This is a genomic window from Microbacterium oryzae (genome assembly GCF_009735645.1).
GTDB lineage: Bacteria > Actinomycetota > Actinomycetes > Actinomycetales > Microbacteriaceae > Microbacterium > Microbacterium oryzae.
The window spans coordinates 1,946,456-1,961,819 of the sequence record NZ_CP032550.1; the positions used below are offsets into that span (position 1 = coordinate 1,946,456).

General features: G+C 73.4%; 16 protein-coding genes. 1 reads left to right on the forward strand and 15 read right to left on the reverse strand.

Annotated features, from left to right (window positions below; translation table 11 throughout):
* Positions 1-43: 43 nt before the first annotated feature.
* Positions 44-796 (reverse strand): DUF2520 domain-containing protein, encoded by a 753-nt coding sequence (locus D7D94_RS09085; protein ID WP_156243394.1) that lies wholly within the window; start codon positions 794-796, stop codon positions 44-46.
* Positions 797-806: 10 nt separating this feature from the next.
* Here D7D94_RS09085 and D7D94_RS09090 point away from each other — a divergent pair, with 10 nt between their 5' ends.
* On the forward strand, positions 807-1,130 hold the full coding sequence (locus D7D94_RS09090; RefSeq protein WP_156242304.1) for a hypothetical protein: 324 nt from the start codon (positions 807-809) through the stop codon (positions 1,128-1,130).
* On the opposite strand, the gene D7D94_RS09095 is transcribed toward D7D94_RS09090, so the two are convergent.
* The 14 genes from D7D94_RS09095 to D7D94_RS09160 form a co-directional block, all read right to left on the reverse strand.
* Positions 1,111-2,385, reverse strand: coding sequence for an RNA polymerase sigma factor (locus D7D94_RS09095; protein ID WP_156242305.1), 1,275 nt, complete (start codon positions 2,383-2,385; stop codon positions 1,111-1,113). The genes D7D94_RS09090 and D7D94_RS09095 overlap by 20 nt on opposite strands.
* Before the next feature lie 10 nt (positions 2,386-2,395).
* Positions 2,396-2,821, reverse strand: coding sequence for a YciI family protein (locus D7D94_RS09100; RefSeq protein ID WP_156242306.1), 426 nt, complete (start codon positions 2,819-2,821; stop codon positions 2,396-2,398).
* Between the two features lie 44 nt (positions 2,822-2,865).
* Entirely contained in the window at positions 2,866-4,587 is a 1,722-nt protein-coding gene (locus D7D94_RS09105; protein WP_156242307.1) for a PH domain-containing protein, read from the reverse strand.
* Positions 4,584-5,171 (reverse strand): PH domain-containing protein, encoded by a 588-nt coding sequence (locus D7D94_RS09110; RefSeq protein ID WP_156242308.1) that lies wholly within the window; start codon positions 5,169-5,171, stop codon positions 4,584-4,586. The genes D7D94_RS09105 and D7D94_RS09110 overlap by 4 nt, the downstream gene beginning before the upstream one ends.
* Entirely contained in the window at positions 5,125-5,610 is a 486-nt protein-coding gene (locus D7D94_RS09115) for a DUF3180 family protein (protein WP_156242309.1), read from the reverse strand. The genes D7D94_RS09110 and D7D94_RS09115 overlap by 47 nt, the downstream gene beginning before the upstream one ends.
* On the reverse strand, positions 5,607-6,143 hold the full coding sequence (gene folK, locus D7D94_RS09120; protein WP_156242310.1) for a 2-amino-4-hydroxy-6-hydroxymethyldihydropteridine diphosphokinase: 537 nt from the start codon (positions 6,141-6,143) through the stop codon (positions 5,607-5,609). The genes D7D94_RS09115 and folK overlap by 4 nt, the downstream gene beginning before the upstream one ends.
* The gene (gene folB, locus D7D94_RS09125) at positions 6,140-6,535 is read right to left on the reverse strand and encodes a dihydroneopterin aldolase (RefSeq protein WP_156242311.1); all 396 of its coding nucleotides are present in this window, start codon (positions 6,533-6,535) and stop codon (positions 6,140-6,142) included. The genes folK and folB overlap by 4 nt, the downstream gene beginning before the upstream one ends.
* A gap of 4 nt (positions 6,536-6,539) precedes the next feature.
* Positions 6,540-7,331 carry a dihydropteroate synthase gene (folP, locus tag D7D94_RS09130; RefSeq protein WP_156242312.1) on the reverse strand — a complete coding sequence of 264 codons (792 nt, stop codon included), beginning with the start codon at positions 7,329-7,331 and terminating at the stop codon, positions 6,540-6,542.
* Positions 7,328-7,939 carry a GTP cyclohydrolase I gene (gene folE, locus D7D94_RS09135; RefSeq protein ID WP_156242313.1) on the reverse strand — a complete coding sequence of 204 codons (612 nt, stop codon included), beginning with the start codon at positions 7,937-7,939 and terminating at the stop codon, positions 7,328-7,330. The genes folP and folE overlap by 4 nt, the downstream gene beginning before the upstream one ends.
* Positions 7,940-7,949: 10 nt before the next feature.
* Positions 7,950-9,953, reverse strand: coding sequence for an ATP-dependent zinc metalloprotease FtsH (gene ftsH, locus D7D94_RS09140; protein WP_156242314.1), 2,004 nt, complete (start codon positions 9,951-9,953; stop codon positions 7,950-7,952).
* Between the two features lie 102 nt (positions 9,954-10,055).
* The gene (gene hpt / locus D7D94_RS09145) at positions 10,056-10,607 is read right to left on the reverse strand and encodes a hypoxanthine phosphoribosyltransferase (protein WP_156242315.1); all 552 of its coding nucleotides are present in this window, start codon (positions 10,605-10,607) and stop codon (positions 10,056-10,058) included.
* A gap of 9 nt (positions 10,608-10,616) precedes the next feature.
* Complete coding sequence (locus tag D7D94_RS09150) at positions 10,617-11,597, reverse strand: NAD-dependent epimerase/dehydratase family protein (protein ID WP_156242316.1); 981 nt, start codon at positions 11,595-11,597, stop codon at positions 10,617-10,619.
* Positions 11,594-14,287: an alpha/beta fold hydrolase gene (locus tag D7D94_RS09155; protein ID WP_156243395.1), complete on the reverse strand. Its 2,694-nt coding sequence runs from the start codon at positions 14,285-14,287 to the stop codon at positions 11,594-11,596. The genes D7D94_RS09150 and D7D94_RS09155 overlap by 4 nt, the downstream gene beginning before the upstream one ends.
* Positions 14,281-15,303, reverse strand: a complete 1,023-nt coding sequence (locus tag D7D94_RS09160; protein ID WP_156242317.1) for a 3-oxoacyl-ACP synthase III — start codon at positions 15,301-15,303, stop codon at positions 14,281-14,283. Before D7D94_RS09160 ends, D7D94_RS09155 begins: the two co-directional genes overlap by 7 nt.
* Between the last annotated feature and the right edge of the window lie 61 nt (positions 15,304-15,364).

The window sequence follows — 15,364 nt, forward strand, 5'->3', positions numbered from 1 at the left end:
CTCCTCAGAAAGTCTGCCTGCAAGTCTAGTCAGCCGGTCCTGGTCACTCCTCGGGCGGCAGGTCGGGGATGGCCGGGCTCGCCTCCGTGAGCGCCTGGTCGACGGTCGAGCGCACGAGGGCCGACAGATAGCCGCCGGGGTTCTCCACTCCGATGCCGCGGAGGATCCCCGTCGCCTGGCGGACGATCTGCCGCGAGAACTCCGACGCCGTCGCGATCGCCTCGGCGTACGCCGCGCGGTCGGCCTCCTCGACCACGACCGGCTCGCACCCCAGCTCCACGGCGAGCGCCTGCGCGATGGGCAGCACCGGAGCCGGCGCCGTCACCGCGGCGTACGACGCGGAGAGCTGGCGCAGGTCGATCGTCGTGCCGGTGAAGGCCATCGCGGGGTGCACGGCCAGCGGGATGGCTCCCTTCTCGGCGGCCGCACGCAGCACCTCGATCCCGTGCGCCGCGTCGGTGTGGAGCACGAGCTGCCCGAGCTGCCACGCCCCCAGGTCGGCGAGCCCGCGCACGAGACCGGGGAGCTCGGCATGCGGCACCGCGAGCACGACGAGCTCGGAGCGGCGCACGACCTCGAGCGCGTCGAGCACGGGGACGTCGGGCAGCACGGCGGAGACGCGCTCGTCGTCGGACCCGCTCGTGATGCCGGTGATCGCATGCCCCGCGCCCGCGAGCGCGGCCCCGACCACGGGCCCCACCCGGCCGGCTCCGATGATCCCGACTCCCAGTCGCCCGTCCCGTCGCACGGCGTCGACCCTACGCGATGCCGCCGTGCCCTCGGGTCGACCTGGCATCCTCGTGGTCATGATGCGCTTCTGCCGCAGCCGTCACGACGGCGCGCGCTGCACCCGTCCCCTCGACCACCCCGGTCTGCACCGGCACCGCGCGATCATGTGGAGCGATCTCACCGCCGACGCCGCGGGGTGCCCGGGCACGGGCGAGCGCGGCACGCCCGCGCCGCCCCTCGACGACGGCTATCCGCACGGACGAGCGCTCTGCCCCACCTGCGGCAGGTTCATCGAGCTCGATCCGCGCGGGCGCCTCCTCCCCCACGACACATCGGATGCCGGCGAGAGCGACGCGGAGGTCGCGCACCGGCGCGAGTGGTTCAACGGGCACGGCTGGTAGCTGCGCCTGGTGCGGCCGCGCGCGCCTGCAGCACCGCGCGCTGCCGCTCGTTCCGGACGAGCTCCGCGGCCGCCGCGAATTCCGCTCGCGCCTCATCGTCCCGGCTGAGGCGCGCGAGCAGCTCGCCGCGCACCGCCGGCAGCAGATGGTAGGTGCGCAGCCGTCCGCCCGCGACGAGCTCGTCGACGATGCGCAGTCCGGCTTCGGGCCCCGATGCCTCCGCGACGGCCACGGCGCGGTTGAGGTCGACCACGGGCGAGGGCGCCACCTGCGCGAGCGCCTCGTACAGCCGCACGATGAGCGCCCAGTCGGTGCGGGCGACGTCGGGCGCGAGGGCATGGCACTCCGCGATGGCGGCCTGCAGCGCGTACGGGCCGCGACCTCTGCCCATCGCGTCGACGCGGGCGAGCGCCGCGCGGCCGCGCGCGATGGCGCCGCGGTCCCAGCGGCGACGATCCTGATCCGCCAGCAGCACGGGCTCGCCGCGGGCGTCGATGCGCGCGGCGAACCGCGAGGCCGTGAGCTCCATGAGGGCGAGGAGGCCGTGCGCCTCGGGCTCCCCGGGCAGCAGCGCAGCGAGGATGCGGGTCAGGCGGATGGCCTCGCGCGCGAGGTCCGGCCGCAGCAGGTCCTCGCCCGCGCTCGCGGAGTGGCCCTCGTTGAAGACGAGGTAGAGCACACCCAGCACCGCGGCCATCCGCATCGGCCGCTCTGCGGGCGGCGGGACCTCGAACGGCACCCCCGCCTCCGCGAGGGCGCGCTTGGCGCGCACGATCCGCTGCTGCACGGTGGCCGTCGGCACGAGGAAGGCCCGCGCGATCTCGTCGGCCTCGAGGCCGGCCACCACGCGCAGCGTGAGCGCCACCCGCGCCGGCGGTGCGAGCACGGGATGGCACGCGACGAACACGAGGCGCAGCACATCGTCGTCGATCTCGTCCGGGTCCCATGGGTCGGCGTCCGGCTGAGCCTCGTCGAGCGCGTGCGCGAGCGCCGCCACGCGTGCGTCGTAGCGCTCCCGGCGTCGCCAGACGTCGATCGCCTTGCGCTTGGCCGCCGTCGTCAGCCACGCGGCGCCATTCCGCGGGATGCCCGAGCTCGGCCACTGCGCGAGCGCGTCGGCCACCGCCTCCTGAGCGAGGTCCTCCGCGAGGGAGAAGTCGCCCGTGTAGCGCGTCAGGGTCGCGACGACGCGCGCGGACTCGGCGCGCCAGACGGCCGCGACGGCGCGGCGAGCCTCATCCGCCGCGCCGCTCACGGCGCCGCCGTCACTGCGCGCGGTTCGCCTGCTCCTCGCGCCATCCTGCTTCCTTCTCGATCCACTCGTTGTCAGCGGGGAAGTCGGTCATCTCCGTCACCCGGCGCACCTCGATCTTCGAGCCGGCGCCGAGCGGCACCTTACGAGCCCAGTGCGCGGCCTCGTCCTTCGTGGCGACCTCGATGATCCAGAAGCCGCTGAAGAGCTCCTTCGTCTCGCCATAGGGGCCGTCCGTGACGAGCGGCGGCTCGCTCGAGAAGTCGACGACGAACGCGTTGTCGTCGATGTCGGCGAGGCCCTCGCCCGCGAGGAGGACGCCGGCCTTCATGAGCTCCTCGTTGTACCGGCCCATCTGCTCGAGGATCTCCTCGAACGGCACCTCCCGATACGCCGCAGTGGCCTCGTCGGTCGCGCGCATGATCATCATGAACTTCATCGGTCTCTCCACCTCTCGCGGGGGTCGCGTCTCGACCCTCTCACTCAGTGCGTCGAACGAGGAAGACCGGAATCGACATCCGCGTCGGAATCCATCGCGATCGGCGCGATGTGCTCGCCCCAGCGGTGGGTGTGATCGCGCGAGGCGGCCTCCGCCGCGCCGCGGCTGGTCTCCTGCAGGAGGGCGATCGCGTCCTCGCGCTCGAGGCCCACGATCTGGCCGGAGATCGGCCCGACCACGGTGTGCGCCTGCCCCCAGGCGACCCGCTGCAGCCGGTCGACCGGCCCCTGCGCGATCGACACGCCCTGCAGGCGCGCGAGCGGGAAGATCGCGAGCTTCCGCCAGACCCGGCCGCGACGCAGCAGCAGGCCGAAGTCGGTGACCGCATAGCCGTGACGCCGCCACGACAGCGGGCGCCGCCATGCGGCGCGAGCCGGCATGCGCCGGTACGGGTCGCCCTCGACGGGGCCGAGGATCCCGTGCTCCCACACCAGCGGGAGATCTGCGATCGGGGCGTCCGGGAGGATCAGCGCGAGCACGCGCTCCACGTCCTCGCGCTTGCCGACCGGCAGCACCACGTTGAACTGCTGCGCGGTGCTGCTGGTCTGCTGCGACAGGCTCTTGCCCGTCATGCGGTTGATCTTCACGGTCCACCATCCGAACGGCCGCCACAGCAGCGACTGCGACACCTCGACCGCGAAGATGCGCCCGGGCGGGAGCGTCTCGGTGACCGTCGTGAAGAGCCCGAACGTGATGCGCACCCCGTCGGGGGTCGGCGCGATGGCGTAGCGCAGCGAGCGCGAGATCTGCGCCCAGACGATGGCGGCCGTCGCCACGACGAACGGGACCGCCATTCCGAGGCCGGCGCCGAGGAGCACGAGCAGCCCGTCGCCGTCCTCGTTCGCGAGCGCGATCGGGAGCAGCCCGAGCATGACGGCGGCGAAGACGAGCAGGAAGAAGACGAACCAGATGACGCCGCCGATCACCTGCGATCCCACGAGCCGCCCGGTCGGGATCTTCACGACGCTCTCCGGCGCGACGTCGGTGAGGTCCACCCCCTCGATGAGGCCGCTCACCCCCTCGTTGAGATGCCCGATGACCTGCGCGCGCAGCCCCGTCGCGGGCGCGGGCGCACCGGCGCGCGCGGCGGCCCTGGCCGCACGGGCGCCGGAGGCGAGGCGGAGGATGTCCGCCCGCACGTCCTCGGCGCGGGAGGTCGCCAGGTACTCGAGCACCACGTTCGCGTCGCTGCCGGCGCCCACGACCTCGAGCTTGGCCATGCCGATGAGTCGTGCGGGGAACGGGCGGGTGAGGTTCACGCCCTGCACGCGGTCGAGCGGCGCCCGACGGTGGGAGCGGAAGACGATGCCCTTGCGCACCTCGACGTGCTCGTCGGTGATGCGGAACTGCTGGAACCGCCACACCAGCCAGAACACGAGCACGAGCACCGCGACCACGCCGAGAGTCACGAGCAGCGCCACGAGGACGAGATTGTTGGCCAGCACCCAGTCGAACGGGTCCCCGCCCCGGTACTCGTCGACGTGGGCCTCGGGCGGCGTGAACAGCGACACCGCCCAGAAGATGAGACGGTCGCGCATGTTGTTCAGCGCGATGCCCGCGACGATGAGCAGCGCGAGGCCGCCCTTGAACAGCGGCGTGAGCGGGTGCAGCCGGTGCCACTCGCCGTCGGCGACGGCAGACGTGCCGCCGCCCGGCAGCACGGCCGTCTCCGGGCCGGCTCCGGGCGGGGGCGCCGCGGCGCTCACAGTCCCGTCCGCCGCGTCTCGGCCACCTCGATGAGCGCGTCGCGCAGCGCCTCGGCCGCCTGCTGACCGAGCCCGGGGATCTCCACGCCCGTGGTCGCCGCAGCCGTCACCATCTTCAGCTTCGCGATGCCGAAGGCGCGGTCGAGCGGACCGCCCGTGATGTCCACCAGCTGCATCCGTCCGTACGGCACCGCGACCATCCGCTGCCACAGGATCCCCTTGCGGAAGACGATGTCGTCGGCTCTCAGCATGTAGCCGAGAGCGCGCGCCTGTCGCGGGAGGATGGCGAGGGGCAGCGCGGTCACGAGCGTGATGGCACCCGCGACGATCCACGGCCAGACCTCCGCGTCGGCGAGCGCCCAGACGACGATCGCGACGGCCCAGATCACGACGAGGAAGATCGCGTTCTGCAGCAGCTGCGAGACGACGTACTTCGGCGAGATCTGATGCCAGGTGCCGTCGAGGGCGAGCCCGCCGCCTCGACGCGGCTCGCGGATGCCGCGGTAGGTCCGGTCATCGAGGACGGGGGTCGAGACCTCAGCGGGGCTCGGCTCCGGCTGCGGGTTCGTCGGGATCGCGCTCATCGGGGTCCTTCGGCAGCGTGCAGAGGTGCTCTGCGAGCAGTGCGGCAGCCACGAGGAGTGCACCCGCGATCGCGCACGCGATGGTCGTCCCGACCGACCCTAGCGCGGGTGCCACCGGCCGCGTGGCTCCGTAGAGCAGCAGACCGAGCGCCGCGGCTCCGACGACGGCGCCCACGATGCTCGACGCCTTCGCCAGCACGGCGATCCGCAGCGCGCGGAACGGATCCACCCGCGGCGCCTCGGGGTCGCGCACGGATCGACGGACCGGCCAGGCGAGCGCGAGCACGAGGGCGCCCAGCAGCACGAGGAGGACGGGCAGCATGAGCGAGGGCGCGAAGGTGGCCCGCCCCGACGCCGTGAGCACGTGATCGAGCAGGAATCCGGCACCGCCGCCCAGCAGGGCCGCGACGAGCAGCGACACCGCGTTCGTGCGCCTCATGCGCTCCCCCCTCGCAGGCGCGCGAGCAGGGCGTCGACGCGGCCGACGCCGGGCAGCACCGCGTCACGGTCGACCTCGAGCCACGGGGCGAGGACGAAGTCGCGCTCCGCCGCACGCGGGTGCGGCAGGATCAGCCGGGTGTCGTCGGAGCGCACGTCGCCGTAGGCGATGAGGTCGAGGTCGAGCGTGCGGTCGCCCCACCGCTCGCGACGCACGCGCCCGTGGCGCTCCTCGATCGCCTGCAGGTACCCCAGCAGCACGGTGGGCGCGAGCCGCGTCACCACCAGGGCCACCGCGTTGAGGTAGGCGGGGGCATCGGCGTCGGGGCCGTCGAGTTTCACGGCGACCGACTCGTGCGGGCGCGAGCAGGTCACGTCCTCGGTCAGCGGCAGGCGCTCGAGCTCGTGCACGGCGGCGGCGAGGGTGGCCGCTCGGTCGCCGAGGTTGGCGCCCATCGCGACCACGGCCGCGACGGGCGCGCGGCGCACGCGTGCGGGCGCCGAGCCGAGCGGCCGGGCCAGGTCGCGGCTCATCGGGCGTCCTGCCCGCGGGTCGCATCGAGCGCACAGCGGCGCACCGTGACCGACACGTCGGAGAACTGGGCGGCGATCGGCGCGTGCGGCTTGTGCACGGTCACGTCGACCGCCCGCACGCGCTCATCGGCCAGCACCGCGTCGGCGATGCGGTGGGCGAGGGTCTCGATGAGGTTCACGGGCTCGCCCGCCACGATCGCGACCACCTGCTCGGCGAGCTCGCCGTAGTGCACGGTGTCCGTGACGTCGTCCGACTCCGCGGCGCGACGTGTGGACAGCGACAGCCGCAGATCGATCGTGAAGTCCTGGCCGTTCTCGCGTTCGAAGCCGAAGACGCCGTGGCGCCCGAAGGCCGTCAGTCCGGTCAGTTCGATGCGGTCGAGCGCTTCCATGAGGTCAACCCTGCCAGGCCCGCGCGACCGCCAGCGCATCGCGCGTCGCCGCCGCGTCGTGCACGCGCACCCCCCACGCACCCGCATCGGCCGCGAGCGCGCTGGTGACCGCGGTCGCCAGGTCGCGCTGCGCGAGCGTGGGGGCGTCGCCGAGCGCGGCGGTGAGGAAGCCCTTCCGGGAGGTGCCGACGAGCACGCGGAAGCCGAGCGAGATGATCTCGTCGAGCTCGCGCAGCAGCGCCCAGTTCTGCTCGCCGCGCTTGGCGAATCCGATCCCCGGGTCGAGGATGATCCGCTCGCGGCGGACGCCGGCGGCGACCGCGGCGTCGACCCGGGCCGAGAGCTCGGCCGCGACCTCGCGCCCGATCCGCCCGTACGATGCCTCCCGGTACATGTCGGCGGACGGGCCGCGCCAGTGCCCGAGCGCCACGTCGACGTCGTGCGCGGCGGCCACCTCGAGCAGCGCGGGGTCCGCGAGGCCGCCCGAGACGTCGTTGAGGATGGCCGCGCCCGCGGCGATCGCGGATCGGGCGGTCTCCGCGCGATACGTGTCGATGCTCACGGTCGCGCCGTCCGCCGCGAGCGCGCGGATCACCGGCTCCACGCGCGCGATCTCGGCCGCAGCGCCCACCGGCTCCGCGCCGGGGCGCGTGGACTCGCCGCCGACGTCCAGCACGGTCGCGCCGTCCTGGATGAGTCGTCGTCCGTGCGCGACCGCCGCATCCGCCGCGAAGTGGGCGCCGCCATCCGAGAAGGAATCGGGGGTGACGTTCACGATGCCCCAGATCGAGGTCACGGCAGCTCCTCGTGCGCGAGACCGCCGCCCAGCGCGATGAGGGAGACGATCTCCCCGCGGGCCGCCGGCTCCGCGAGCTCGCCCCGGGCCGCGACGGTGACGGTGGAGCTGTCGCTCTGGCGCCCGCCGCGCATGGTCACGCACTGGTGCACGGCGTCGAGGACGACGACGACGCCGCGCGCGTCGAGCGAGCCCGCGATGGTGTCGGCGATCTGCTCGCCCAGCCGCTCCTGCACCTGCGGGCGCGCGGCCAGCACGTCGACGACCTTGGGGAGCGCGCCGAGTCCGACGACCTGCTCCCCCGGCAGATACGCGATGTGGGCGTGACCGGCGAAGGGCAGCAGATGGTGCTCGCAGACCGACCGGAAGCGCACCCCGCGCAGGAGCACCGCACCCGACGGGAGTGTGTCGGGAGCGGGGCCGCGGCTCACGCTGATCGTGTGCGCGAGCGGCGCTGCCGGGTCCTCCCCCACGCCCGCGAAGAACTCCGCGTACGCGTCGGCGACGCGCTGCGGGGTCTGGCGCAGCCCCGCGCGGTCGGGGTCCTCCCCGATCGCGACGAGCAGCTCGCGGGTGAGCGCCGCGACGCGCTCCCGGTCGACGGTCACGCGCGCACCGTCACGCGGTGGCGGGGCGCGCGTGTCCGGTCGCGGGCCGCGTCACCGGCTGGGTGGCGGAGCTCTCCGCCGTCGTCGAGGCGGCGATGCCGTCGACCTGGCGCTTGCGCGGCACGTCGATGGGCGGGAGCGCAGAGACCGGCCGGTCGCTCGACGACAGCCACTGCGGCCGCTCGGGGAGCTTCTTGACGTCCTTGAAGATCTCCTCGATCTGCAGGTGGTCGAGCGTCTCCTGCTCGAGGAGCGCCAGCGCCAGCCGGTCGAGGATCTCCCGGTTCGCGTTCAGCACCTCGTACGCCTCGTTGTGGGCGAGCTCGATGAGCGCGCGCACCTCGCCGTCGATGTGCTCGGCCAGGCGCTCCGAGTAGTCGCGCCCGTGGCCCATGTCGCGGCCCATGAAGACCTCGCCGCTGGAGCTGCCGAGCTTGACGGGGCCGACGGCCGTGGTCATGCCGTACTCGGTGACCATCTTGCGGGCGATGCTCGTGGCCTTCTCGATGTCGTTCGACGCGCCCGTGGTGGGGTCGTGGAAGACGATCTCCTCCGCCACGCGGCCGCCCATGGCGTAGGCGAGCTGGTCCTGCAGCTCGTTGCGCGTCACCGAGTACTTGTCCTCGAGCGGCAGCACCATCGTGTAGCCGAGCGCCTTGCCGCGCGGGAGGATCGTGATCTTCGTGACGGGGTCGGTGTAGTTCATCGCCGCGGCGGCGAGGGCGTGACCGCCCTCGTGGTACGCCGTGATGAGCTTCTCCTTGTCCTTCATCACGCGGGTGCGGCGCTGCGGGCCGGCGATGACGCGGTCGATCGCCTCGTCCATCGCGCGGTCGTCGATGAGCTGCGCGTTCGAGCGCGCGGTGAGGAGAGCCGCCTCGTTCAGCACGTTGGCGAGATCGGCGCCGGTGAACCCGGGCGTCTTCCGCGCGACGACCTCGAGGTCGACGTTGTCGGCCAGCGGCTTCCCGCGGCTGTGCACCTGCAGGATCCGCAGCCGGCCCTTGAGGTCGGGGGCGTCCACGCCGATCTGCCGGTCGAAGCGGCCGGGGCGCAGCAGTGCGGGGTCGAGGATGTCGGGGCGGTTCGTCGCCGCGATGACGATGACGTTGACCTTGGGGTCGAAGCCGTCCATCTCGACGAGCATCTGGTTCAGCGTCTGCTCGCGCTCGTCGTGACCGCCGCCCATGCCGGCGCCGCGGTGGCGGCCGACCGCGTCGATCTCGTCGATGAAGATGATGGCCGGCGAGTTCTCCTTGGCCTGGTTGAAGAGGTCGCGCACGCGGCTCGCGCCGACGCCGACGAACATCTCCACGAAGTCCGAGCCGGAGATCGAGTAGAACGGCACACCGGCCTCGCCGGCCACCGCGCGGGCAAGCAGGGTCTTGCCGGTTCCGGGAGGGCCGTACAGCAGCACGCCCTTCGGGATGCGGGCGCCCACGGCCTGGAAGCGGGCCGGGTCCTTCAGGAACTCCTTGATCTCCTGGAGCTCCTCGATGGCCTCGTCGGCACCGGCGACATCCCCGAACGTCACGTCCGGGTGCTCCTTGCTCATGAGCTTCGCGCGGGACTTGCCGAACTGCATCACGCCGCGGCCGCCGCCCTGGGCGCTCGACATCAGGAACCAGAACAGCAGGCCGAGCAGGAGGATCGGCACGGCCAGCGAGAGCAGGCTGTCCCAGATGGTCGCGCGCGGCACCGCGTCGTCGTAGCCGTCGGCGGGAGCGGCGGCGTCGACCGCGTCGACGACCTCCTCGGCGCGGGCGGTGACGTAGTAGAACTGCACGTCGGTCGCGCCCTCGTACGCCTTCGACAGTGTCATGTCCACGCGCTGGTCGCCGTCGGTGATGACGACCTCGCTGACCGTGTCGCCGTCGAGCAGCTCGAGGCCCTGCTGCGTGGAGATCTGTCGCGGCGCGCCCAGGTTGGAGATGAGCGAGAACCCGACGATCAGCAGCACGCCGACCAGAAGGATGTAGATCAGCGGGTTGCGAGTGAGCTTCTTGACGTCCATGCCTGGCGTGACTTCCTCCCGTCGACGCGACCGGCGTCGAGTCGTCTCAGGCTACCGCGGCCTCTCTATGCGCCGTCTGGGATTCGCCCACGGCGTACGGGGTCAGGCGTAGACGTGCGGCGCGAGCACCGCGACGTCGCGGAGGTTGCGGTAGTGCTCGGCGTAGTCGAGGCCGTAGCCGACGACGAACTCGTTCGGGATGTCGAAGCCGAGGTAGCGGCAGTCGATCTCGACCTTCGCGGCGTCGGGCTTGCGCAGCAGCGCCAGCACCTCGATCGACTCGGCGCCGCGGGAGGCGAAGTTGCTCAGCAGCCAGCTGAGCGTGAGGCCGGAGTCGATGATGTCCTCGACGATGAGCACGTGGTAGCCGCCGAGGTCGGTGTCGAGGTCCTTCCGGATCTGCACCACGCCGCTCGACTTCGTGCTGGAGCCGTAGCTCGACACCGCCATCCAGTCCATGACGACCTCGCGGTTGAGGCACCGCATGAAGTCCGCCATCACCATGACGGCGCCCTTCAGGACGCCGACGAGGAGGAGCTTCTTGCCCTCGTAGTCCTTCTCGACCTGAGCGGCGAGCTCGCGCAGCTTGGCGTGGATCTCCTCCTCCGTGACGAGGACGCGGTCGAGGTCACCGGAGATGTCGGCTGCACGCATGAGACCAGCTTACGTTCCGCTGCGGGAGCGGTGGTGCGCGCCGAGGCGCTCGAGCCCCTCGTCGATCGTCACCGTCGGCCGCCACTGCAGATCGCGCACCGTGTCGCGCAGGTCGAACCAGTGGGCGGTCGACAGCTGCTCCGCGAGGAACCGCGTCATGGGCGGCTCGTCGGCGCCGGGTCGGATGGCCCAGGCACGCTCCACGAGGGATCCCGCGACGCGCGCGACACCGGCCGGCACGCTCCACCGCGGCGGCTGGACGCCGGCCGCGCGGCAGATCCCCGCCATGAGGTCGCCCACGGGGCGCGGCTCGCCGTTCGTGAGGAGGTAGGCCCGGCCATGCGCCTCCGGCGCCCGGTCGAGCGCAGCGGCGATGCCCGTGGCGGCGTTGTCGATGTAGATCGTGTCGATGAGCGCGGTGCCGCCGTCGAGGAGAGGCAGGCGGCCGCGCCGCGCGCGCTCGACGATCCGCTCGATCAGCTGCGGGTCGCCCGGCCCCCACACGAGGTGCGGCCGGACGGCGACGACGTGCATCGCGTCGCCGTCGCGTGCGAGCGCGAGGAGCTCGGCCTCGGCCTTCGTCCGCGCGTAGTCGCCGCGTGCCGAGTCCGGCGACGCCGGCTCCGCCCCCACGCCGACGAGCGACGATCCCGTGTGCGCGACCGACGGCGACGACACCTGCACGAAGCGCTCGACGCCGGCGCGCCCGGCCGCGTCGAGCATCGTCCGCGTGCCCTCGACGTTCACGGCGCGGAACTCCGTCCGGTCCCCGGCGAGCGAGACCTTGGCGGCGAGGTGCACGATCCCGTCGACCCCTGCGACCGCCCGCTCGGCGGTCGCGGCGTCGGTCACCGAGCCCAGGGCATCCTCGGCCCCGGCCACGCCCGACGGGCGGCGCTGCAGCGTGCGCACCTCGTGCCCGGCCGCGAGGAGCTGCTCGACGACGGCGCGTCCGAGGAAGCCGGATGCTCCCGTGACGAGGACCCTCACGGCCGGATCGCCTTCCCGCCGGCCAGCGTCCGCTCGGCCCATTCCGACAGCCGGGTGCGGTCGATCTTGGAGTTGTGCCGGATGTCGGTGGGAAGCGCCGGCACCACGAGCACGGCCGCGAGCGGCAGCTCGGCCGCCGCGCGCACGGCGGCGGTCAGGTCGGGGCTCGCGAGGCCGGGGCGGCGCGCCGCGGGACGGGTCTCGACGACCGCCACGGCGCGCCGGTCCCCCTCCGGACCGATCCCGACGACGGCCGCGCGCCGCACGGCGGCGACGGTCTCGATCTGCTGCTCGGTCGCGACGGGGGCGACGGGCCCGTCGGCCGTGACGATGACGTGCGGCAGCCGCCCCTCGACCCACAGCCGGCCATCGGCGTCGAGATGCCCGACGTCGCCGGTGCGGTGCCAGCGGCGCCCGTCCTGCGGCACCTCCCGCGCGGCCGCCCGGTCGGTCAGCCACAGCCGGTCGTACGCCGACTTCAGGTGCGGAGCGGAGATGAGGATCTCCCCCAGCACGCCGGGCTCCTCACCCGGCTCGCCCGTCGCGCGCCCGGCAGGGTCCAGCGCGCTGATCCGCACGCGCCCCTCGCCGATCGGGCGGCCCACGCACACGCCGCCGTCCGGCGCGGCCGCCGCGACGCGGATGCCGTCGAGGGTGGTGTCGGTCACGAGCAGGCACTCGGTCATGCCGTACGGGGTGTGCGCCACGGCTTCGGGCATGAGGTCGCCCGCCGATTCCAGCAGCGCGCGGCCGATCGGCGCCCCCGTGGACAGGAACGTCCGCACGTCGGCGAGCGCCTTCCGGTCCGCCGAGGCCAGGGCATCGGCGGTGGCGACGACGTTCAGGATGGCCGCGGGCGAGAGGAAGACGATGCGCGCGTCGGACTCGCGAACGGCCGCGGCCACCGCCTGCGCGGTCAGCGTGCGCGGCGCGGACACGTCCATGTCGGGTGTGACCGAGCGCGTGCCGAGCGCAGGCCCCAGCAGGGCGAACGGCGCGAACCCGGTGACGAGGCCGGTGTCGGGCCCGACCTCGAAGTGCGCGGCGAGCGCGTCGCGCAGGGCCGACAGCTGCGCGTGCGAGTACACGGCGCCCTTCGCGGGCCCCGTGGAGCCCGAGGTGAAGAGGATGGCCGCGCGATCGGCGGGGTCCGGAGCCTCCGGGAGCTCGGCGTCCCGACCGAGCGCCGCGATCTCACCCAGCGTGTGCGAGACGCCGAGTGCGCGACGCGCCGCCGGGGCGAGCGCGACGGCGGAGATGCGCTGCCCCGGCCAGCCGAGGGCACGCGCGGCGGCGAGCCCCTTCCGCTCGCCGATGAGGAATGCGGGCCACGCGCCGCGCACGGCGCGCGAGAGGCCCTTCACACCGAGTCCGGCATCGGCGACGACGACGACCGCGCCGATGCGCAGGCAGGCGTAGACGACGGCGGTGAGGGTGGCACCCGGCGGCACGAGCACCGAGACGCGGTCGCCGCGGCGCACGCCGATCGCGTGCAGGCCGGCGGCGATCGCGCGGACGCGCTCATCCAGCTGCCGCCAGCTGACGCGCCGCGTGGCGTGACCGGAGAGCTCCACCACGGCGATGTCGTCGTCCTCGCGGCGGGCGTCCAGCGGCGCCCAGAGCGGCACGTGCGGCGTCGCGGGCGTCGGCGCCCCCTCGGAAGGCGCGGCGTCCTCGGGCCGTGCGGCGTCCTCGGGAAGGCGGCTCCGGCCATCCGACCCGATGCCGCCATCGGGCAGGCGGTCGCCCAGCCAGGTCAGCAGCGCGTCGGCGCAGGGGCGGTCCTCCGCGACGAGGTGACCGGCTCCTTCGAAGCGGTGCACGTCGGCATGCGGCATCCGCCGCACGAGGTCGTCGAGGTAGCGGTCGGAGAAGACCGGGTCCTTCGGGCCCCAGAGCATGAGGGCCGGCACGTCGAGCTCGGCGACGCCCGCGGCGATGCGCTGCAGCTCGGGGCGGCTCTCGTGCCCGGCGTCGGCGGGGATGTCCGCGACGAACGCGCCGATCCCGCCGCGGCGCGCCGCGGTGCGGTACGGGGAGCGGTAGGCGTCGCGCACATCCCTCGGCAGCGCCGGCGACGCGAGCGCGAGGGTGGTGTCGAGGAACGCGGTCGTGCGGACGGTCGCCGACGCGAGCGCCGCGCGCGAGCCCGCGAGGCGCAGCACGGCGGGAATGGGCACGCCCTCGGGATGGTGGATCGCCGTGTTGAGCAGCGCGACGCCGGCGAGGCGCTCCCGGTGATCGACCGCCCAGCCGAGGGAGACGACGCCGCCCCAGTCGTGACCGAGCGTGACGACCGGCCCCTCGGGGACGACGGCATCCGCAAAGGCCGCGAGGTCGGCGACGCGCTGCGCGAGCGGCCGATGCGCATCGGTGCGCTCGGACCATCCCATCTCGAGCTGGTCGACGGCGACGACGCGCCAGCCCTCGCCGGTCTCCTCCGCCTGCCGCAGCGTGGCGGCCACGACGTGGCGCCACAGATACGACCACGTCGGGTTGCCGTGAACGGCGAGGATGGTGCCCAGCTGCCGGGCGCCGAGCTTCGCGAGCTCGTCCGCGGTGTCGACGTGATGCCAGGTGCGGCTCACGCCGGCGTCGACTCCCCGCCCCTCGATCACCGCGACCCGACTGTGACGTGCGTCGAAACCCGGGAGGCTCGCCGGCAGGGGCGAGGCGGGCTGCGTCACCAGGAGAGCTCCATCATCGCCGTGTTCAGCCCCGAGCCGACGCCCATGAGGAGCACGCGATCGCCCCGCTTCAGGGTCGCGCTCTCCTCGACGAGGGTGATCGGGATGGACGCGGGTCCGACGTTGCCGTAGCGCGGGTAGGTCACCGGCACGCGGGAGCGGTCGAGCTTGGCGGCCTTCACGATGGCGTTCGTGTGAGCGGACGACACCTGGTGCGTGATGTAGCGGTCGACCGAGTCCCATCCCCACTCCGGCGCGGCCTCCTTCCACGCGGACACGACGAGCTCGAGGCCGCCCTTGAGCAGCGCCTTCGCGTCGGTGAACATGCCGTCGACGCTGCCCACGCAGAGCTCGTGGAACTGCGTCGCGGCGCGGGTGACGCCGCCGAGCAGGCGGTGGCCCTCGGGGTGCTCATCGGCGCGGCCCAGGACGGCCGCGGCTGCACCCGACCCCAGCGTGAGGGAGGCGAACTCGCTCATGAAGTCCTCGCGGCCGATGTCGGCGCGCAGCAGGCGGTTGATCGTGTTGACCTGGATGTCGTCGGCGTCCTCGCCGTTCACGACGATGGCGTAGCGGATCTGTCCGGACTCGATCATGCCGGCCGCGAGGCTCATGCCGTTCATGAAGCCGAGGCACGCGTTGGCGACATCGAAGTTCACGGCGGAGGTGGGCATCCCGAGACCGTGGTGCAGGCGCACCGCGACCGACGGCTCGAGGTGCTTGCGGGTGACGGAGGTGTTGACGAGCAGGCCCACCTCGGACGGGTCGACGCCGGCCTCGGCCAGCGCCCGTCGGCCCGCGGAGATCGTGGCGGCGTCGGACGACTCCCCCTCGGCCCAGTTGCGCCGCTCCAGCACACCGGCGACCCGTCGCAGCAGTCCGCTGCGCAGGCGCAGCCGCGACAGCGCATCCGAGAGGCGGCCCTCGATGTCATCGGAGGTCGTCACACGACTCGGCAGCTCGCTCGTGACGGACAGCAGTGCGACGTTGTCGAAGCGGGCGATGGCGTTTCCTGGCACGTATCCTCCGTAGGCGCGCGCCGGCGGAGCGGCCGCGTGGACCTTCCAGCGTATTCGCTCT